Origin of the sequence: Flavipsychrobacter stenotrophus, from assembly GCF_002954265.1 — a bacterium.
Lineage (GTDB): Bacteria > Bacteroidota > Bacteroidia > Chitinophagales > Chitinophagaceae > Flavipsychrobacter > Flavipsychrobacter stenotrophus.
On record NZ_PPSL01000002.1, the window covers coordinates 739,773 to 759,968 of the forward strand.

Genomic DNA, 20,196 nt, shown 5'->3' on the forward strand with positions numbered 1-20,196 from the left:
ATGAAGACACAAAACTATCGGCAGTTGGGCCGCCCACCATTGACTTTTGGTAAGTTTTACTAACCGTTGGTAAGTTTTTTCCTGATGCGGCTTAACGTCTCCGGCGTAAGGCCAAGATAGGAAGCAATATAGTGCTGCGGCACCCGCTGAAATAATGCAGGCCTTCGTTTCAACAATTCAAGGTATCTTTCTTCGCCCGATTTTAACTGCATATCGGCAATCTGCTGCTGCATATTTATTGCCCATTTCTGGTAGCCTTTTATATGGGCTTCCATCCACCACGGAAACCGGATAGAGGACTGCTCCCAGTTATCTTTGGTCAAGACCAGCACACGGCAGGGCTCAATAGCCTGAAAATTAAAATCGCTGGGTACCTTATTTCTTAGTGCAGGCAGATCGCCAATAAAGTGCCGCTCTTCCGCAAAGTAAACAACCGACTCTCTGCCCTCATCACTTACCACATATTGACGAAGGCATCCATTCAGCACAAACATGGAGAACGCGGGGATCATGCCTGCTCTTAATATCAGCTCATTGCGCTTATACTCCCGAATCTCCCATAGGCTGAGGAATTGATCAACTTCCGCCACAGAGACATTGACTCGTTTATTAACTTCTTCAGCGAAGATGACCAGATCATTATTTGGGGAGTTAGTATCCATACGTTTTACAATAGAGTATATTGCTACAAGGTAGTAATTAATACTTATGCCCACGGCAAATGGAAGAGCTTATAGGCGTTTAAGGAATGCTTGATTAGGTCCGGTAATTTATCTTCCAAACATATAAATGATTAAATTCGGTTGTTCCAACAACCAATTGATCAGCAACAAAACCTCTGTTTATGAAATTGATCGCGCGCATTGCTCTTATTCTCCTTTCAACTGGTATCTTTCTTGTACCAGATGGATATTCCCAGTCTAAGTCCTCGACGGCTAAAAATGTTCACAGGCCGGACAGAACGAATAGATCCAATCATACGACTGACCATACCACGGCCTATGTAAATGCCATTAGTGAGTATATCAAAGCTGTATACGTAAATGGTGTTGTACGCCCTGACACTTTGTTCATCGGCAAGAATGTTGATATGCCCAACATTAAGCTACCCCATACTATAGAAGGCATAACTACGGTATTAATAACCAGCGAGGCAGCACAAAACAAGTTGTCTTATCGTAAGACTCTGGTGTACCTGAACGTAGTAGGGTGGCCCGAGCGCGACAAATCAGAATTCATTATTGTGAGGTTCAACGAGTTTAAGCCACAGCATAATTGTACTATTCATTTTAAACGGAATGCAAAAACCCGGCAAATGGATCTGGAAAGCCTGAAATTTGACTACCCCAACGGGCAGAAGACAAAGTAGAGTATGTGCCCTTGAAACGTGGTGGCTTTTTTGTTTACGGCAGTTTTATTTCACTGATGCCCGATGAAAAATAAAATCTAATCGGGCATGGATTGGAGGTTAATTTATTGTTTTTCATGTGGTTGTGATTTTGGGTTATGCCCGATCGTGCCCGATAAATGAGAGCGGGAGCGAAAGAGCGGAGAGCGGAGAGCGGTGTCTCAAAGAGAACCGGCCCGATGCGAGACTGCCAATAACAGGGCCTCAACCCCAGCCCTTCTCCAAAGGAGAAGGGAGCGCTAAAAGTCCACGCTATCGCGTGGTGACTGTCATTGGATAATGATTGCGGGGCAACCCGAATAACCCCTGCCAATGACGTCTTAGCGAAACTAAAGAGAGCCGGCCCGATGGTAGTCGGTCAGAGACCGACAACAGGCGTTTTCTGGAGTATGCCCGATGAAAAATAAAAACTAATCGGGCATGGAGTTGGGGTTAATTGTTTGGCTTTCATGTGGTTGTGATTTTGGGTTATGCCCGATCGTGCCCGATAAGGTGAGAGCGAGAGCGGAAGGGCGGAGAGCGGTGTTTTCTCAAAGATATTTTTGTGTTTCCGCCAGTGGTGGTTTTTCTGTGTTTCCGGCAGTTTTTTTGGGCTCGTTTCCTCTGGATAGTTATCTGGTTAAGGGTTTTGGCGGTTTTTTAAAACCGCCAGTTTCCGCAGTTTTCCGCAGTTTTTCTGCACTTTTCCGCAGTGTTTCCGCCAATCGGTTGGCTGAACCAAGATCCATAGGATCAAAAGATCTCAAAGCATATTTCTGTAGACGGGCAGAAGCTGTTCTGCCCCTGCGTAAGGTGTTGATTAGGGTCCATATGTCAAAGAGCATACAGGAAATTTTCCTGAATTGAATGCAATTTAATGTGAGGAATTGAATCTTTAAAATAAAGATATTCACAAAATTTGAATAAAAAATGGCTGAAATGCCCTGTGGGAAAGGGTTTGAGATGGGTGATTTTCTGTGGATATGTTTTTTCCAAGCGGGTGTCTGCATCACAAGTGTTCGAAACTTCATTATCTGTAACAAACTCCCCATATAATGTAACTTCTTTCGCCCCTTCAGGGCTAGGTCCACTTCCTTTTTTAATACCCGGGGCTACACCCCGGGCTATTATATTTCGGTCTTTCAGACCTGTTTTATCACGTTTCAACACTTGAGGGTCTGCATTTACCCAGACGCAGCGGACGCTTCGGACCTGGTAGAAAAATGAGGTACTTCCGGCCTAATTCAACCCATCCTTGCCATAATTTACAGCCCAAATAGTTAACCAGATAACTGTGATGAGTAGCCCAACTATTGCTCGCCGACGGGCACTTCTGGATTGCTTGTAGGATGATAGTGTAAAGCGTCCCGGATATGTTTTATAAAAATAGACATCGCGACTACACAACACTAAGGCACATAAACCGGTAGCAAGGCTAATGAATATGCCTATAAAGAGCAATGCCAAAGTACACAGAGCAACCACAAGAGACGTGGTACCCAGAATATATGCCAACCGGGAATTACCCAGATCTGCTTGTTCATTTTCAATAGGTTCAATATGCATAATTTTTTTTTTAATCCTACCTCAATACCTTCTCAAAACAAACGCTGGTTTCAACACCGGCATATTGAGCATAGCTATGAATAATGATGTACCCATTCATTTTTATAGGGTTGTATGGCTTCGGGTTGTTTTTGCCTATCCGCAGCTGCACTCATTTTATTTTCTTTGCATTGGTTTTTCATGCGGCGTTCTTAAAACTGGAAATAATGGGTTATTGAACCGAAATTCTATTACCTACTACCGTTATAATAAAACCCAGGAACCCAACTGAAATAGCTGCCGCCGTAACATCGGCAGCAGCAACATATATATTATTATAAAAATTGCTTGATGCCAGCCAATATGAGTTGGCCATTATTGCTACTAAAACGCCTATTACAGCACCCGTAATTATGCCCTTGATAACGTTTGTAGTCTTGGTCAAATATACCAGAACGAACACTATCAATGCAGAATAGGCCGCACAAGAAATTACCAGATACGGCATACTGAACTGATCTGCAGTTTTCTTAAACCCGGGGATCTGAGTAGTATTCATATCTGTGTAGGCACCTAAGAGATAATCGAAGATGAACCAACCGAAAGCCAAATAGGCAATTGTCCCTATTATAATAAGTATAATTATCTTTTTAGCCATTGAGCTCCGTATTGTTTTAACCCTTCACCAAGATACTAAGAACTCTTGTAATGAAAAGCACATATACTCAGACTGTTCCGCTTCAGCGCTCCAATAACTTATAGAAAATTGCCCCACAGCGTAGAAAACTTGCACTCCCTAAGCATCTAATTATACTTTTTCCCTATAAGGCAATTGTTTTGTTTGATATTTGTTATAAAATATTAAACAAAATAGAACCTACTTTTGTTGTGTAATAAATGAGCGCATGGCAGAGAGAATAGCTATTTACCGAAAAGAGCACTTCAATTCTGCTCACAGATTGCATAACCCTGATCTGCCTGACGAAGAGAACAAGCGCCTGTATGGCAAGTGCAACAACGAAAACTACCACGGCCATAATTATGACCTGGTGGTAAAGGTAACAGGGGAAGTAGATAAGGTGACTGGATTTGTAATAGATACCAAGCAGCTATCAGACATCATAAAGACCTTTGTCATAGAGGAATTTGATCATAGAAATATGAATCTGGATGTGGAGATGATGCAGGGCATTAACCCAACTACCGAGAATGTGGCCATAGCCATTTATAATGTATTAAGACAAAAAATAGACGCCCGAGCTGAGGTGAAAATATTTCTTTATGAAACAGAACGAAACTTTGTTGAGTATCCCGCGTAAGGAGTTGGATGAAGATGATGAAGCCAACTACGACCAGATGGGCGACGACCATATCTACACAACCGTAGCAACCCCCATGAGGGCTGATGCTTTTGAAATGAGCGAGCAGGAAAAGATAAGTACTATAGCATATCACTTCCGCGAAATAATGCATACGCTGGGTCTGGATCTTACGGATGACAGCCTGAAAGGCACACCACACCGGGTAGCCAAGATGTATATCAAAGAGATATTCTCGGGACTGGACCCTGCTAACAAACCTGCCATAGCCCTGTTTGACAACAAGTATGGCTACAACCAGATGCTAATAGAGAAAGACATCACTTTCTTTAGTAACTGCGAGCATCATTTTGTGCCTATCTACGGACAGGCGCATGTGGCGTACTTCTCGTCGGGCAAGGTAGTAGGACTGTCTAAGCTGAACCGCATAGTACAGTATTTTGCCAAAAGGCCGCAGGTGCAGGAGCGCCTAACCATGCAGATAGGTATGGAACTACAGGAAATGCTGGGCACGGAAGATGTAGCGGTGATCATAGACGCAAAGCATATGTGTGTATCATCTCGCGGTATCAAAGATGCGGCATCTGCCACCATCACCTCGTTTTATGGCGGTCAATTCAATGAGGAAAAAGTAAGAAACGAATTTTTACATCACTTGAAATAAATAATGGTGGACGGTAGAGAGGATGGAAAAGCCCGGCAGCAATGCCGGGCTTTGTTGTTGGTAAGCTTGAGGGGCAATAAAACTACCCTACCTTATCAGATTAACCAGTTTCTTTTCGTCAACAATAATGATCTTACCGGTTTTGATGTCGATGAGGTTCTCGCTTTTGAAGTCGCTAAGTGTTCTTATGAGCGACTCTGTAGCGGTGCCGGCAATGGTGGCCAGCTCTTCGCGGCTGATGTCGATCGTAAAGGGTTCTTTTTTATCTGTATGGTATTTCTTCTGCATGGCTATCAATGCACCAGCTACCTTTTTGCGAAGTGTATTGTAGGCGATGCCCAAAAGGTGATCTTCTTTGGCTATGACGTTTTTAGAGAGCAATGATATAAGCTTGCGCGAAATAGCAGGATTGGTGTTCAACAGGTCCTCAAAATCTTTACGTGGTATGAGCGTAAGTTCTGTTTCTTCTATTGCCTCTGCGGTTTCGTTATAAACGGTGTTTTCTATAAGCGACGTGTACCCAAAAAAGTCGCCCTCGTTGTACAGGTCTATTACCAGGTCTTTACCGTCTTCGTGAGTCTTGTAGGTCTTAACCTTACCCTTCATGATGTAGAAAAGGTAATGGGGATTATTGCCCTGCTTGTAGATAACCTGGCGTTTCCGGTAGTTATTGCTGTTGCTTTCTTCGGTAAGGCTTTCAAGTGTTTTGTTATTATCCAGGCTTGCACGCAATTCATTCAAACCCTGCATATCTGCCGACAGTGTCTTCCTGATGATGTCATTTTTCTTTAACCTGCTTTCTATAGCATTCAGCAATTCATTACCAGAAAATGGCTTGGTGATGTAGTCATCAGCACCCATCTCCATAGCAGCCCTGAAGTCGCTGCGTTCACTTTTTGAGGTAAGAAAGATAAAAGGGATATTTTGAGTAGCAGGGTCTTTGTGGAGCACATGCAATACACCATAGCCGTCTATTCCCGGCATCATGATATCGCAGATGATGAGATCGGGCATGTTCTTTTGTGCCACATCTACCCCTTCCTTGCCATTAGCAGCTGTAAGTACTTTGTAGTCTGAAAGCGTAAGGATCTCTTCTACATTTTCCCTGATGTCTTCGTTATCTTCTATTATGAGAATTGTTTTCATTTTTCTATTTATTATTAGGAAAAGTAATGGTGAATTTGGTACCCTCTCCGAGTTTACTTTCGCATACCACCTTGCCATTCATCAACTCGGCATATTTACTTACTATATGCAACCCCAGACCGGTACCCTGTATATTGGTAACATTAGACGACCTGAAGAAGCGCTTAGACAAGCTGTCTTTATCTTCGTCGGGAATGCCAATACCATGATCGGCAACTGACAGTACCATTCGGCCGGTATTTGTTTCTGTGACCAGGTCGATCACCGATCCTTCTCCAGAGAATTTTATGGCGTTAGAAAGCAGGTTGATGACGATATGTTTTATCATTGACGGATCGAGCATCACTGCTGCCTCTGCGCCAATATGAGTGTAGTTTATCGTTTGCTCTTTCTTCAACAAATGATGTACCTCTTGTATTACTTCATCTATCTGCTCTTTTATATCGTACTGCTGATAGTTGGGGTGTATATTCCCTTCTTCTATTTTACCAACAGACAGGAAGTCGTTCAGAATCTCGGTAAGTGAGGTCACTGAAGATACTATTCGTTGTATATGTTTTTCGCGTTGTGGCTGCTCTTCGCTTTTCATGTAGCGGGAAAGCAGATAGGCGGAAGATAAAACGGCGCTCAGCGGCGTTCTGAACTCATGCGATGCCATAGAAACAAAGCGCGACTTCAATTCATTCAGTTCCTTTTCTTTTTCGAAAGCCGCACGCAATTCTGTTTCTGCTTTCTTCTTCTCTGAAATGTCAATGGCTATACCCAGGAAGCCAGACACATTATTCTGAGCGTCTTTGAGCTGTGTAATATTCAACGAAACAAAAAAGACACTGCCATCTTTTCTTATGTAGTGCCACTCCTGATTGTTGTCCCGGCCAATGGTCATTGCCGTTATAAACACATCGAAACCCGGCGCAACAGCTTTGCCAGAGATAGCAGTAAATTCCTCCGCTTTCTGCGCCAGCTCTTCTTTAAGATGGAAGTCCGCAACATTTAGCTTACCAATAGCTTCTGAAGCAGAATAGCCCAGCCACTTTTCGGCAGCCGGATTGAAGAACTGCAGCACCCCTTCTTTGTCTGAGACGAATATAATGGCACCGGCATGGTTCCAAATGTTGTTTAAAAAGGTATTGACCCGCTCCAGCTCCGCATCCTTTCTTTCTGTTTCCTTTATCTGGTTGCCCAACTGCTCTACGGTAATGGCCAGCGACTGCGAGCCTTCTTTAACCTTTTCTTCGAGGTGGGTATTTAGCTGTATGATGGCCTGCTCGGTCTCCTTACGCTGGGTAATATCATTAATGAATGCGAGGGAATAGCTATCCTCACCGATCTTATAATGTCCCAGGCTAACTTCTACAGGAAATTCAGTACCGTTTTTTCTTAGTCCGGATAGTTCCATGCCCAGGCCCATAGGGCGACTGTGAGGATTGCCACTAAAATTTTCTCTATGCTTTACATGCTTTGTTTCGTAGCGTTTGGGAATAAGTACTTCTACTTTTTTGCCGATCAGCCCACCCTCTTCATACCCAAATTGTTGCTCTATATGCTTATTAGCCATCTGGATATCTCCGGAGGCATTAGTTATCAAAATACCAATACTGGCATAATTGAAAAGCGCATGGAAAGTATCATTGTCTAACGTAGTAAACGGCATGCTTAAATGTAAGGTAAAATCCTCTAAAGAAGAAGTAATCTTCTTGTCTGTATGCTTAGCGGCCATATGGATAAATGTCGCAGGGATTTATGTGTTGAAAAATGACCGTCGTCAGGATTCGTGCTGCTTGAGATCATTTTTTATGACAGCAGGAGTGAATCTCACCGTTTGTAACCTGTACCTTGGGACTGAGATAAGGAATATCGAGATTTAAGCCTCTAAGCAGGAAGAGACAACCGAAGCCAAATACAAATATTGGTGTGAGTGCCTTAAAAGCATTTGCCTTGCCAAAATTTAGCTTGCTCCTGAACAGAATAATACTTACCAGCATAGGCATGGTGCCCATACCGAAAAAGTAAGCAAATGAAACCGCCTCTAAAGGAGAGTGCAGCACCATAACAGCAGAAAGCATCATGTACACAAGCCCGCAAGGCAACATACCATTGAGGAGTCCTGACATAGCTATAGACGGCATATCGGGCTGCCCGATAAATCGACTGAGCATACGCTTGGTAAATTCGGTCCACGGCAGTTTTATTTGTAGCTTAAGTCCGAGAGGAATGAAGGTAGCAATGCCCGCTGCCAGGAGTAAACTACCCAAACCCATTGAAATGTACTGCTGTATGCGGGGATTAAAACTATCGCGAAAAGAATAAATGATGAATGCCATTAGCGCATAGACCGATATACGCGCCAGGTGATAGAGGCCAATTGCTGCAACTTTACGTGCACCTTTAAATTGGTGAAAAGGCAGGAACATCATTATAGGACCGCACATACCCGCGCAATGCAGGCTACCGGTAAAACCCATTAATAACGCTACTGCTAAACCGCCACTCATGATGTATGCAGATTTAGTTCGGCTTCGTAATAAAAATTCTGACCATTGGCGCTATAACGCACCTTAACGGTGTACTTTGTTGGCATCAATCCGGTTCTTGGTATCACCAACTTATTGTTGCTGGTAGTAATGGTAAAATTCTTATCCCAATCCTGGTTAGCCGCAGAATAAAAATTGACATCACCCTTAAGATCGGCCTTACTGAACTCTGCCGGGAAGTCTATTATCACTTCACTTGCATTGGCATGAACAGATAGTTCACCTGCCAGGTTCGCCTGGTTTTTACTGGCATCCAGCACACCCTGGTATGCGATCTCGTCTTTGTAATAATCTTTAGATACAAGATCTATCTTCTGACGGCTGCTTGCAACCACCAGTCCTACTATCAGGACTACAAATACACCGTACAGTCCGCCTATTTTCCATCCCCATCCAATTTTCATAAAAGTGTTGTTTTAATTACCGTCATTAAATGGCCCCAAGAATGATGTTGTAATGGTGCTTATCTTCTTACCATGCTCATAGACACCTATCTTTAACTTAGTAGTTCTCTGCCTAACGGAGCTCTTGTCGAGATAGACAAACATGCTGCCGGCGACAATACCATCTTTAGGAATTTTAAGCCTTGTTTCACCAACCAGCTTTATATACCCCTTAAAGTTCTCGGGAACCAATGTTATCTCCTTTTCCTCGAACGTTTTATTGAGCATTTTGTAGTTATACAGATTGCTCAATTCATTATGAGGCTGCTCCTGATACAACTGACCAGGAGTCCGCAACAACGTAATACCAACATCGGTGCGGCTGGCTAACAACCATACCAACACACCCAGCAACAGGCACATAACGAAGCTATAAGCCTTCATCTTCACCGTAAATACCCATGGCCTGTTTTTGGCAATGTTATTTTCAGAGGCCATTCTTATCAGGCCCTTCGGCAGGTTCACTGCCTCCATCATCCTGTCGCAGGCATCAATACATGCGGTGCAGTTGACACATTCCAATTGAGTGCCATTACGTATATCTATGCCGGTAGGGCAAACCTTTACGCATTGCTCGCAATCTATGCAATCGCCGGCCGTACGCTCTTCACTCTTGCGGAATTTAGCTCTTGTTTCGCCTCTCTTATAATCGTAAGCAACGATCATAGAATTACGATCGAGCAGTACACCCTGCATACGGCCATACGGACAGATAACAGTGCATATCTGTTCGCGCATCCACAGGTAAACAAAGAAGAAGACTGTTGTAAAAGTGACCAGAGAAACAAATGTGCCTACATGCAGCGCAAATGACTCAGAGATCATCTTATACATCTCAGAAACGCCAATGATGTAAGAAAGGAATGTATTGGCTATGAGAAAACTAACCATCCAGAAAGCCAACCATTTGCTCCCTTTCCTAAGGATCTTATTCGTATCCCACGGAGATCTTTCCAATATCTTCTGCTCAGCAGCAGTGCCTTCTATAAGATATTCAATACGCCGGAAGACCATCTCCATAAAGATGGTCTGCGGACAGGCCCAACCACAGAACACCCTACCAAAGACAACTGTGAACAATGCTATAAAAACAATGAACACGATCATACCCAAGGCGAAGATGAAGAAATCCTGCGGCCAGAATATTTGCCCGAAGAGGATGAATTTCCTCTCCAGGATGTTTATTAGAAATAACGGATGTCCTTTATACTTGAGAAACGGCAATCCGAAAAACAAAAGCAGGTAAAAAGCTGTAAATGCTGTACGCAGCGTATAAAACCTACCTTTGGGTTGTTGTGCAAATATCCACACTCTTTTCCCCTTCTTATCGATCGTTGCCACCTTATCACGAAAAGACGACTTAATATCTATTTGCTCACTCATGGTACTATTCTTATTTACCCGCTACCGGCTGAACTGCCGCACTATCCTTAGTCTCTTTTGGTGTTGTTTCTATGTATAACTCACCCTGCGGCGCCTTTGGCGTAAGCGGATGCGTTCCTTTAAGTGTCTTAATAAAGCTTGCAACTTCCTGCATCTGTTTAGGAGACAGGTCATCTTTCCAGCTCTTCATACCCTTATCCTGCCAGCCGTACTTAACAGACTTGAAGATGTCTTTTAGCCCGCCGCCATGTAGCCAGTATTCATCTGTAAGGTTAGGCCCTACCGTACCGCCACCGTCTGCCAGGTGACAAGGCGCACAATTCTTTACGAATGTTTCCCTACCCGCTGCAATAGCCGCAGGATCACTGAGCAATGTTACTGTAGCTTCATCAACGTTGTTGGCTGATTTAGCAAGGTATGCAGCCTTGTCTGCCTCACCCTGAACCATTTCAGTAGTATATTCTTCCAATTGGCTTTGCCCGTCGTGAGATACATGGAAACGATAGATGTATACGATACCCACCAGGATAGTGATATAGAAACCATAGATCCACCATGGAGGCAATGCATTATCCAACTCCATAATGCCGTCGTAGTTATGATCGAGCAAAATATCCTTTTCCTTCTCGATAGATGCAGCACTGTTGAACTTGTCCCAGAACCAACTCTTCTTAGCAATAGCGCGGGCTTTCGCCTGCAGCTCCGGAACATCCCTGATAACCCTAAGCAGGATATTAATGATGATGGTCAATGCGAACACTATAACTAACTCCAAAGTGATCAAACCAACCAGAGCGTAGAAATCGTTTACAGGAATACCACTGATACTGGTCACCTTGGGCGCTACAGCGGCTTCTGCGGCGGGTTCGATAGCAGCAAAGCTAGTAGCTGAAGTGAAGATGAAAAGCAACAGCAACATTGTCTTAGCAGCAATAGATGAACCCTGCTTTTCCTTCTTATTCTTCTCCCTAACTACAAATGTGAGCTGGCGCAGGGTGTTGGACAGCATTCCTATTACAAACAACAGGATCAATACTAACCCAACAAGACACAATAACGTCATGTTGTACCCTATTCCTTTATCGTCTGACGCGGTAGTTGCTGCTAAACTCAACTGAGGAAGTAACATTGCGCCTATTGCAGAAAAAACGACCGCTTTTTTATGTAAATGCATATGCCTGTTGTCTTTGAAAATTATTGATTGTTCTTTTCGGGAAATGGTATGTTCTTCAACTCTTCTATGTATTTCTTATCGGCTCTCGCAGACCATGTTGCCATGGCTGCGAAAAACACGAAGAATATAGTGAGCGAGGTAAGCGGGTATATGCCCACGCCAGTAATATGCTCCAGATAGTGTATGAATTTCATTGTTTAATTATTAGGGGTGACTTTTTGTTCGCGCTTGATATCAGTACCAACTCTCTGGAGGTATGCGATCAATGCAATGATCTCCTTGTCGCTCTTGATGGTTATTTTATCCTTAGCCAGGTTGGCTGCTATACCGTTGGCCTGCTTCATGAGCTCATCGTTGGCAATTCTGTCATAACCAGCCGCATAAGGAACACCCAGCGTTATCATTGCGCGGATCTTTGCTCCAGTTATAGCCGTATCCAGATTATTTTTGAACAGCCAAGGATAGTTAGGCATGATAGTGCCCGGAGAAATACTGCCCGGTTCGTACATGTGGTTGAAGTGCCAGCTATCAGGATATTTACCACCTATTCTAGCCAGATCGGGACCGGTACGTTTACTACCCCACTGGAAAGGATGATCATAAACAAACTCACCTGCTTTTGAATATTCACCGTAACGAACAACCTCACTTCTGAAAGGGCGTATCATTTGGCTATGACATAAGTAACAACCTTCACGTACATATATGTCTCTACCTTGCAGTTCAAGCGGAGTATATGGTTTTACACTAGCAATTGTTGGTATGTTTGATTTTACCATAAAGGTCGGTATCATCTCTATCATACCACCTATAGCCACTACTATAAGACTGATTACAAGCAACTGTATAGGACGACGTTCTATCCATCTGTGCCAGTGCTGTGTGCTGTGAGCAACATATACCTTACTAAGTGGTGCTGCTTCGGCGGGTTCTTCGTTTAGTACATTACCGGCCTTCACGGTCTTATACAAGTTGTAACACATGATAAGCGCACCAAAAAGGAATAACACACCACCTACACCACGCATTGCATAGAAAGGCTGCATTTGCTTAACAGTATCCAGAAATTGATATTTAAGTGTGCCCTCCGGAGTAAACTCCTTCCATGCCAGGCTCTGCATAAAGCCAGCCCAATACATAGGAACCACATAGAATACTATACCGAGTGTACCTATCCAGAAGTGCCTGTTGGCCAGCTTTACGGAATATAACTTAGTACGGAATATTTTCGGGATCAGGTAGTAAAGGATACCAAATGTGAGGAAGCCGTTCCAACCCAGCGCACCTACGTGAACGTGTGCAATGGTCCAGTCTGTAAAGTGACTGATAGCGTTAACGCTCTTCAGACTCAGCATTGGTCCTTCGAAAGTAGCCATACCATATGCGGTAACAGCAACTACCATAAATTTAAGAACAGGATCTTCTCTTACTTTATCCCATGCACCACGGAGGGTAAACAAACCGTTGAGCATACCACCCCATGATGGCGCCAAAAGCATGATGGAGAAAACGGTACCTAATGACTGTGCCCAATCGGGCAATGCTGTATATAACAAGTGGTGAGGACCTGCCCAGATATACAGGAATATAAGTGCCCAGAAGTGAATAATAGACAACCTATAAGAATAAACCGGCCTGTTTGCTGCCTTAGGCAGGAAGTAATACATCAAACCCAGATATGGAGTAGTGAGGAAGAACGCAACCGCATTGTGGCCATACCACCATTGTACCAGGGCGTCCTGTACACCGGCATACCAGGAGTAAGACTTCATCATTGAAAATGGAAGCTCTATTGAGTTAACTATGTGGAGCATAGCAACTGTAACGAACGTGGCTATATAGAACCAGATAGCAACATACAGGTGGCGTTCGCGCCTTTTTAATATAGTACCAAACATGTTCCAACCGAATGCTACCCATACAAGTGCTATAAGAATATCTATCGGCCATTCCAGTTCGGCATACTCTTTACCGGATGTATAACCGGCAAGAAGCGTTATGGCCGCCAGCACTATAATAGACTGCCAACCCCAGAAGTGAAATTTGCTCAGCTTATCGCTAAACATCCTGGCTTTACAGAGGCGTTGCAAAGAATAATAAACACCCATGAAAATACCATTACCCACAAACGCAAAGATGATAGCGTTGGTGTGGACCGGCCTTACCCTACCAAAGGTTGTTGCAGCCATATTCATGTTAAGCACAGGAAATACTAACTGGAATGCCGCAAGTATACCCGCGAGCATACCAACCACTCCCCAAATAATGGTGGCATAGGCAAACCATTTTACAGTTTTGTTGTCATAGAAAAACTTATCGTTTTGTAAAGACACATTTGCATCTAACTCCATACTCCTGGTTTTTGTGTTATTATTTATTTATTTTTTGTCTCGAATTCTTCGTCAAATAGCATTCTCATAGCTGCGCCTTCTTTGTCGCTGTACTGATCATCATAAATACTCCAGATGAAGGCTCCCAGAAAGGTTCCGGCTACTAACAAACTAATAAGGACCAGAACAATTAATGCGCTCATATTTACTGTTTTAACAGCTACAAAACTATCTGGTAATGGAGGGGTGTTTTATGACCATGCTCAAATGGAAAGATGATTATAATCATGTAGTGCGAAACCTATTGACTAAGTGAGTAAGACAAGTGGATGTAAGTACTATAAAACAAGTGATCATCCATGTTTTGCCATTATCAATTCCTCCATCTGGAAAGGGCAATAGTGCGCCTGCTCCCTGCCTTCATTGTTTTTAGCAAACCATATGCAGTCTATCATATTGGGGCTGTATTCATTTACCAGCACATCGTAGTGCTTGCCCCGCACCGTCATTACCGGACCACCCGATATAAGCCGAACCTTATCGCCCGGATTAAGCTGAAGTTCCATAAAACTCTTTTTTGTAAAAGTAATCGGCAGAGTAAAGGACAAAATTGATCATGGTCAGCAGCCAAAGTGTTCCTTATCATTGAGACAATGCAATGGCAGGCCAGATATACAGATCATTACCCGGCATGACGGGTGTCATGTATAGCAGGGCAACATAGGTCTACATTTGTACAAATAATAATCAAATGACTAAAATAAACATCAGCCATGTAAGTAACATGCACAACCAGTGGTTAAGGAATCTCAATTTCTACAAAACAGAAATAACCATCCAGAAAGGAATACTGACCGAGATAGCCGGAAAAAACACAACAAATGAGATTGCCAAAGACGTAGAGCACTTCGAAAATCAGTTCAGAATTCAATCAGACAACATCGACGCGATCGCACATGACATTCATTTGAATATTGGCGCAATAAGCAGGGCAGCCCAAAGCTCTTCTGCCGGATATATAGATGGACAGTTGTTAACCGACCATACAGCACTTGGAAACCGTGCTGAAGATGAAGAAAAAGTAATGATCGAACTTATTCATTCTTTCCGCAAGTTTGCCGAAAAGTGGATGTAATAAATTTTGATCAGGATCAAAATAAACCAATAATTCTAATGGCCCCGGAGAGACGGGGCCATTGTAATTTTATCAATAAAAACAAGTAAAGTTCTACTTCAATGATGCAACTGTCAAACCCTTGCGCCAGGCTATGAGGTTACTCAATCCGCTTGATATGATAACAATACTAATGGTACTGCAAGGCATAAGAATAGCCGCCAGCATTGGCTTCATCAGCCCCTGCATAGCAAAGTACAGGCCGGCGATGTTATAAAGAATAGATACAACAAAGCTGATCTTCACAAACGTACCCGACAATCGGGCGAGATCTAACAATGAAGCGAACAAATTCATTTTACCTGCATCAAATATTGCATCGCAGGCTGGAGTAAAGTTGTTGATATCATCTGCCAGGGTAATACCTACATTGCTCTGCTGTAGCGCACCCGCATCATTCAGTCCGTCACCTATCATCATTACCTTCCTACTCTTGTTTTGTAATGATTGTATATAGTTAAGCTTATCAATAGGCTTTTGCTTAAACAGAAGACTGCATTTCTTGCCAAACAACTCCTCCATTTTTGCCTTTTGCTTATCGTTATCTCCCGACAACAAAGAGAGCGAATACCTTTCTCTCAACTTCCAGATAAGTGCAGGTACTGCATTTCTAAAGACAGGGTTCAGATGAACTGACGTTAACTGTCCGTCTATCTTTATGTAGACTGTTGCATTATCTGTTGCAACATTTGTGTCGACTCCTGTAAAATCACCAGAGCCCACAATTACATTATAACTGCCGTATTTTGCCGCCAGTCCTTTCCCGGGTGTTTCCGACCAGTTACTCAAAGGAACAGTGTTTCTATCGCCTAACCATTCTGCTATTGCTTTACTATTAGGATGATTACTTTGCCTTACCACACTATATACAATGTCTTTCTGCTGTTCACTGAGCTGATGACCGGAAACAATTACCTGGCTGTTGCTGCTATTGGTAATTGTACCCGTTTTATCAAAAACAATATCGTTGGTGTCGGCAATTTGCTCTATTACTGTGGCATCGCGCAGATAAAGACCGTTAAGCCCAAATATTCTGAGAATGTTACTGTTGGTAAATGTAGAAGACAGTAACAGCGCACATGGGCAAGCCACTATAAGCATAGCCGATACCGCATTAATGATCTTAGACGGATCGTGATAGTACCAATAAGCCGCAGTAATAATGGCCAGGCTGAACAATATAACTGTAAAGTACTTGCTCAGAATATGGATGACACTTATTTTATCGTTGCTGTCTGCCTTATCCTTCTTAAATGCATAATGGTTCCAGAGCGAGGTTAGATAACTGGCCGCTATTGGTTTCACAACCTGTATGATCAGCTCTTCGCCCGTTTGCCGCCCCCCGGCATACACTGTTTCGCCCGCTTTTACCCTTACTGCGCTTGCCTCACCGGATACAAAGCTGTAATCGATCAGCGCATTGTCATTCAGCACTATTGAATCTGCAGGTATGATCTCATCATGATGCAGCATTACAATGTCTTTCTCTTTCAGGTCTTGCAACTGGGTACTCACAATACCCGCAGGTGTACTTACATTAACAGCAATAGGGAAATAAGATTTGTAGTCCCTTGTAAACGACAAGGACTTGTACGTTCTTTCCTGCACTATTCTACCAGCCAGCATAAAGAACACAATCCCACTCATGCTGTCAAGATAACCCGCTCCTGTATTGGTAACTATCTCATAAACACTACGTGAGAAAGTGATGATGATAGCGAGTACTATAGGCGCATCAATATTAAGTATCTTCTGTTTAAGACCACTCCATGCGGTGGAATAGAATTCGGTGGCTGCATATAGGAATACCGGAAGCGACAACAAGAGATTCAAATACCTGAACAGATATGAGTACTGGGCATCTAAACCCGCTTTACCCGACAAGTACTCGGGAAAACTCATCATCATAATATTGCCAAAGCAGAAACCTGCCACACCCAATTTTATAAGGCGTTGGCGGTTGAATGATTTTGCCTCTTTTACATTGGTATCATCAAAACTTATGTAAGGTTCATACCCTATAGTCGTCAGCAACTCTACGACCTTGCGGAAGCTGATCTTTTTCCTATAGAAATGGATACTTACTTCTTTAGCTGTAAAGCTGATGCGGCTTTCAATAATACCGCTATCTACCCTGTTAAGGTGCTCCAGCAGCCACATACAAGAGCTACAATGAATAGAAGGTATATAAAGTGTTACAATAGTGAGGTCGCCGTTAGTAAACTGGAATAGCTTGTTGCTAATTGCTTCGTTATCTAAAAAGGAATACTTATCATTCCTTACCGGCTTTATCTGAGCAACACCGGGATGTGATTGCAGTTTGTAGTAATCGCAAAGGCCATTGTTATCAATGATCTCATAAACCAGCTTACATCCGTCGCAGCAAAAGTACTTGTTGTCTACAGCTATGCTATTAGTGAGGCAGTTTAAACCACAATGATAGCACACCGGCATTGCCTTGCTGCGTACATTTTCTCTGACTATATTAATTTCATCTATTACCTGCATTTATGTTCTTTTGAGCTTCAGCGATCTTGGGTATGAGGTAGTTATTCTCCAGGAAAAAAAGTTCGGTAAGGTTTGTTTCCAGCATCGTCATGTTGGAGCGGAGCACCCTGTAAGCGTCAGGGTACATTGTTTCTGAGTATAAAGGCAATGTTGACAGTTGTAACCTCGATAGCACCTTGGTCATTTCCTCATTGGTAGCATTCAGATCAAGGATGTGCATGTTGTGATTGATCTTACATGAACCGGAACAATTGGTACAATCATGGCTGTCCCTCACTTTCTCAGTAAGCGTATGCACGTAAGGCATATAAATTTGCTTCCTATTGCTCACGTGTTTTTCAATTTCAGCGATCACGTTCAGACATAAAACAGCATATTGTAGGGGAGATTCAGAAATTTCGATGCTCTTTATCTTTTCACATTGCAATTTTGAAGCAGCACACGATATTTCAATAGCGTTGTAATACTCTGATTGCAGTTTTTCCGCAAAGGGCTTCAATGCTATGTTTTTATACTCCTCATATATCTTTACGGCCATGCTTATCATATTTTTATCGAAGGTATAGTGCTATATGCTGGTGAAAAATGATTTACATCAGCTATTGACTTGACATACTTTCAGTAAAAGTTACCATTAACAACTCGTGCACCCCATTGTTGCCACATACAAAATCTACAGAAAATCTATATCGGTATTATGTTACATGGCAAAGGCAGGGCGATTGGTCTTCTTAGGCAAATGTAGATGTGCCTTCCCCGTAACAGGGTAATGGTAAGCAGAGAGAGAAATGATCTTGGTCAGTAATATGTGTTACCAAAAACTAATAAGAAACTATTAAATTGATTTTTCGAAGCACACACTGCTCTCTATATCCGCATATTGACCGTAGTTGGGAATGACGGTGTATGCATTCTTTTTATATAGTTTTATGGCTTCTGGTTGCTTTTCGCCGGTTTCCAGTATGCACTTTCTGTAGTTCATTTCCTTTGCCCAGGCTTCCAATTCCCGAAGTATCAAAGACGCAATACCCCGACCTCTTTTTTTAACAGGTACAAACATACGCTTTACCTCCATAGTATCTGCCGTATATTCCTTTATTGCCCCGCAACCTACCGGCAGGTTATCGGCGTAGGCTACAACCACATGCTTTATCAGGTCTATCTTATTGAATTGGGCAAAGAAGGAATGGTCGGCACCATCTCTTATAGCCAGGTCCTTATCAAGCGCGGCAACAAGTATGCGAAAGTCGTTGTTGGAAGAGTCGGTCCTCTTTAAATTTATCATGGAGGCTTATTTTTATCATTTAATTTTAATATTTTCAACGCTAACCGCTAAAAAGGAAAATCACTATAATAATTCCGATACACTAAAATACAAAGCTACATGCTCTCCATTTTACCTTACCACGAAATCACCACTAATTACTTCCGACAACAATCAGATATCTGGCAGTATTTTTCCAATCAAAATTACAAAAAGGAACAACTGCAGTCTTTTAAAACAAACCTCTTAAAAAACACTTACAAATTCAGTGAGGAAACTGAAGTGGAGTTGTATCAAAAGGTGCAATTAACTAAAGAAAAACTGGGATTAAAAATGGCCGTTACAATGTACCAGGCCGAGTATACAGATGAATTAAATGCCGGTGTGGTTTGTCTGGAGAATGAAGTACACATGGTATTCAGCGGTAAAATACTGCAACAACTATCTGACGAGGAGATACTTGCGGTAATAGCTCACGAGCTTAGCCATGTATATCTGTACAACCAAATTGATGGCAATGTGGAAATAACAGATCGCATTATCGGCGCAATTGCCAGCAACCAGGGGAGTACAGCTGCACACTATGAAACTGCGCGGTTATTCAAATTATATACTGAAATATTTTGCGACAGAGGCGCATACTATGTTACCGGTAACTACGCACCAATAATATCATCGTTAGTGAAGATGGCAACCGGTCTGCAATCGGTAAATGCTGAAAGTTACATAAAGCAGGCCGAGGAGGTATTTACAACTGAAGCCAATACTAAAACGACAGGTGTGTCGCACCCCGAAAATTTCATCAGGGCAAGGGCGCTATGGCTCTGGCATAACAAAAAGCCGGATGCCGAATCTGATATACGGCAAATGATAGAAGGGAACTGCTCTATCGACGAGATCGATCTATTCAAACAACAGCAGATATCATCAATAACGCACGCTATAATCGCCCTTTTAGTAAAGCCTCAATGGATGCACACGCCACCGGTTGCGGCTCTGTGCAAGCAGTATTTCCCTGAAATGGAATTGAACTCAGGACAGCCCGATAATGATCTGTTAAAACAAGTAGAAGAGTTACACACTACACTACAGGACTACCTGGCGTATGTGCTCTACGATTTTTCCACCGTAGACAAAGACCTTGAGGATGTTCCCCTTGGCTACAGCTTTTTCCTGGCCGATGAATTGAAACTGGATAAGGCTTTCGCTACTGCGGTAAAGAAAGAAAAAAAGATCACTGATAAGAAAATTGCCCTTTTAAAGAAGCAAAGCATTGCCGAATATCAAAAGCAATCCAAGTAAACCACATACTGCTAAAGTATTAC

22 protein-coding genes are annotated in these 20,196 nt (G+C 42.7%); 5 read left to right on the forward strand and 17 right to left on the reverse strand.

Annotated features, from left to right (window positions below; genetic code table 11):
* Positions 1–59: 59 nt before the first annotated feature.
* Complete coding sequence (locus tag CJD36_RS08390; protein WP_105038682.1) at positions 60–662, reverse strand: Crp/Fnr family transcriptional regulator; 603 nt, start codon at positions 660–662, stop codon at positions 60–62.
* Between the two features lie 182 nt (positions 663–844).
* Between CJD36_RS08390 and CJD36_RS08395 the strand changes: the two genes are divergently transcribed.
* Positions 845–1,369, forward strand: a complete 525-nt coding sequence (locus tag CJD36_RS08395) for a hypothetical protein (protein ID WP_105038683.1) — start codon at positions 845–847, stop codon at positions 1,367–1,369.
* Positions 1,370–2,221: 852 nt separating this feature from the next.
* Here the strand turns inward: CJD36_RS08395 and CJD36_RS22970 are convergent.
* The 3 genes from CJD36_RS22970 to CJD36_RS08410 form a co-directional block, all read right to left on the reverse strand.
* Entirely contained in the window at positions 2,222–2,554 is a 333-nt protein-coding gene (locus CJD36_RS22970) for a hypothetical protein (RefSeq protein ID WP_133162556.1), read from the reverse strand.
* Positions 2,555–2,626: 72 nt separating this feature from the next.
* Positions 2,627–2,953 (reverse strand): hypothetical protein, encoded by a 327-nt coding sequence (locus CJD36_RS08405; protein ID WP_105038685.1) that lies wholly within the window; start codon positions 2,951–2,953, stop codon positions 2,627–2,629.
* 211 nt (positions 2,954–3,164) lie between these two features.
* Entirely contained in the window at positions 3,165–3,590 is a 426-nt protein-coding gene (locus CJD36_RS08410; RefSeq protein WP_105038686.1) for a hypothetical protein, read from the reverse strand.
* 247 nt (positions 3,591–3,837) lie between these two features.
* On the opposite strand from CJD36_RS08410, the gene CJD36_RS08415 reads away from it, so the two are divergent.
* Both CJD36_RS08415 and folE read left to right on the forward strand, forming a co-directional pair.
* Complete coding sequence (locus tag CJD36_RS08415) at positions 3,838–4,251, forward strand: 6-pyruvoyl trahydropterin synthase family protein (RefSeq protein ID WP_105038687.1); 414 nt, start codon at positions 3,838–3,840, stop codon at positions 4,249–4,251.
* The gene (gene folE, locus CJD36_RS08420) at positions 4,214–4,915 is read left to right on the forward strand and encodes a GTP cyclohydrolase I FolE (protein ID WP_105038688.1); all 702 of its coding nucleotides are present in this window, start codon (positions 4,214–4,216) and stop codon (positions 4,913–4,915) included. The genes CJD36_RS08415 and folE overlap by 38 nt, the downstream gene beginning before the upstream one ends.
* A gap of 87 nt (positions 4,916–5,002) precedes the next feature.
* Here folE and CJD36_RS08425 read toward each other — a convergent pair whose 3' ends face one another.
* The 10 genes from CJD36_RS08425 to CJD36_RS08470 form a co-directional block, all read right to left on the reverse strand.
* Positions 5,003–6,061 carry a response regulator gene (locus tag CJD36_RS08425; protein ID WP_105038689.1) on the reverse strand — a complete coding sequence of 353 codons (1,059 nt, stop codon included), beginning with the start codon at positions 6,059–6,061 and terminating at the stop codon, positions 5,003–5,005.
* A gap of 4 nt (positions 6,062–6,065) precedes the next feature.
* A complete protein-coding gene (locus CJD36_RS08430) occupies positions 6,066–7,781 on the reverse strand; it encodes a sensor histidine kinase (protein ID WP_105038690.1) in 1,716 nt (571 codons plus the stop codon).
* 67 nt (positions 7,782–7,848) lie between these two features.
* Positions 7,849–8,556 (reverse strand): sulfite exporter TauE/SafE family protein, encoded by a 708-nt coding sequence (locus tag CJD36_RS08435; protein ID WP_105038691.1) that lies wholly within the window; start codon positions 8,554–8,556, stop codon positions 7,849–7,851.
* Positions 8,553–8,999 (reverse strand): FixH family protein, encoded by a 447-nt coding sequence (locus tag CJD36_RS08440; RefSeq protein ID WP_105038692.1) that lies wholly within the window; start codon positions 8,997–8,999, stop codon positions 8,553–8,555. The genes CJD36_RS08435 and CJD36_RS08440 overlap by 4 nt, the downstream gene beginning before the upstream one ends.
* 12 nt (positions 9,000–9,011) lie before the next feature.
* A complete protein-coding gene (ccoG, locus tag CJD36_RS08445) occupies positions 9,012–10,421 on the reverse strand; it encodes a cytochrome c oxidase accessory protein CcoG (protein ID WP_105038693.1) in 1,410 nt (469 codons plus the stop codon).
* Between the two features lie 10 nt (positions 10,422–10,431).
* Complete coding sequence (locus CJD36_RS08450) at positions 10,432–11,595, reverse strand: cbb3-type cytochrome c oxidase N-terminal domain-containing protein (protein ID WP_105038694.1); 1,164 nt, start codon at positions 11,593–11,595, stop codon at positions 10,432–10,434.
* A 20-nt stretch (positions 11,596–11,615) separates the two neighbouring features.
* On the reverse strand, positions 11,616–11,789 hold the full coding sequence (locus CJD36_RS08455) for a CcoQ/FixQ family Cbb3-type cytochrome c oxidase assembly chaperone (protein WP_105038695.1): 174 nt from the start codon (positions 11,787–11,789) through the stop codon (positions 11,616–11,618).
* A 3-nt stretch (positions 11,790–11,792) separates the two neighbouring features.
* Positions 11,793–13,946 (reverse strand): cytochrome-c oxidase, cbb3-type subunit I, encoded by a 2,154-nt coding sequence (ccoN, locus tag CJD36_RS08460; RefSeq protein WP_105038696.1) that lies wholly within the window; start codon positions 13,944–13,946, stop codon positions 11,793–11,795.
* A 23-nt stretch (positions 13,947–13,969) separates the two neighbouring features.
* Positions 13,970–14,128 carry a cbb3-type cytochrome oxidase assembly protein CcoS gene (ccoS, locus tag CJD36_RS08465; protein WP_105038697.1) on the reverse strand — a complete coding sequence of 53 codons (159 nt, stop codon included), beginning with the start codon at positions 14,126–14,128 and terminating at the stop codon, positions 13,970–13,972.
* A 150-nt stretch (positions 14,129–14,278) separates the two neighbouring features.
* Positions 14,279–14,491, reverse strand: coding sequence for a DUF2158 domain-containing protein (locus tag CJD36_RS08470; RefSeq protein ID WP_105038698.1), 213 nt, complete (start codon positions 14,489–14,491; stop codon positions 14,279–14,281).
* A gap of 185 nt (positions 14,492–14,676) precedes the next feature.
* Between CJD36_RS08470 and CJD36_RS08475 the strand changes: the two genes are divergently transcribed.
* Positions 14,677–15,060 (forward strand): hypothetical protein, encoded by a 384-nt coding sequence (locus CJD36_RS08475; protein ID WP_105038699.1) that lies wholly within the window; start codon positions 14,677–14,679, stop codon positions 15,058–15,060.
* A gap of 93 nt (positions 15,061–15,153) precedes the next feature.
* Here CJD36_RS08475 and CJD36_RS08480 read toward each other — a convergent pair whose 3' ends face one another.
* From CJD36_RS08480 to CJD36_RS08490, 3 genes are all read right to left on the reverse strand, one after another.
* Positions 15,154–17,607 carry a heavy metal translocating P-type ATPase gene (locus tag CJD36_RS08480; RefSeq protein WP_205685574.1) on the reverse strand — a complete coding sequence of 818 codons (2,454 nt, stop codon included), beginning with the start codon at positions 17,605–17,607 and terminating at the stop codon, positions 15,154–15,156.
* Complete coding sequence (locus tag CJD36_RS08485) at positions 17,591–18,145, reverse strand: hypothetical protein (protein ID WP_133162557.1); 555 nt, start codon at positions 18,143–18,145, stop codon at positions 17,591–17,593. Before CJD36_RS08485 ends, CJD36_RS08480 begins: the two co-directional genes overlap by 17 nt.
* Before the next feature lie 297 nt (positions 18,146–18,442).
* Positions 18,443–18,892, reverse strand: a complete 450-nt coding sequence (locus CJD36_RS08490; protein WP_105038701.1) for a GNAT family N-acetyltransferase — start codon at positions 18,890–18,892, stop codon at positions 18,443–18,445.
* A gap of 99 nt (positions 18,893–18,991) precedes the next feature.
* On the opposite strand from CJD36_RS08490, the gene CJD36_RS08495 reads away from it, so the two are divergent.
* The gene (locus tag CJD36_RS08495; RefSeq protein ID WP_105038702.1) at positions 18,992–20,173 is read left to right on the forward strand and encodes a M48 family metalloprotease; all 1,182 of its coding nucleotides are present in this window, start codon (positions 18,992–18,994) and stop codon (positions 20,171–20,173) included.
* Positions 20,174–20,196: the final 23 nt, after the last annotated feature.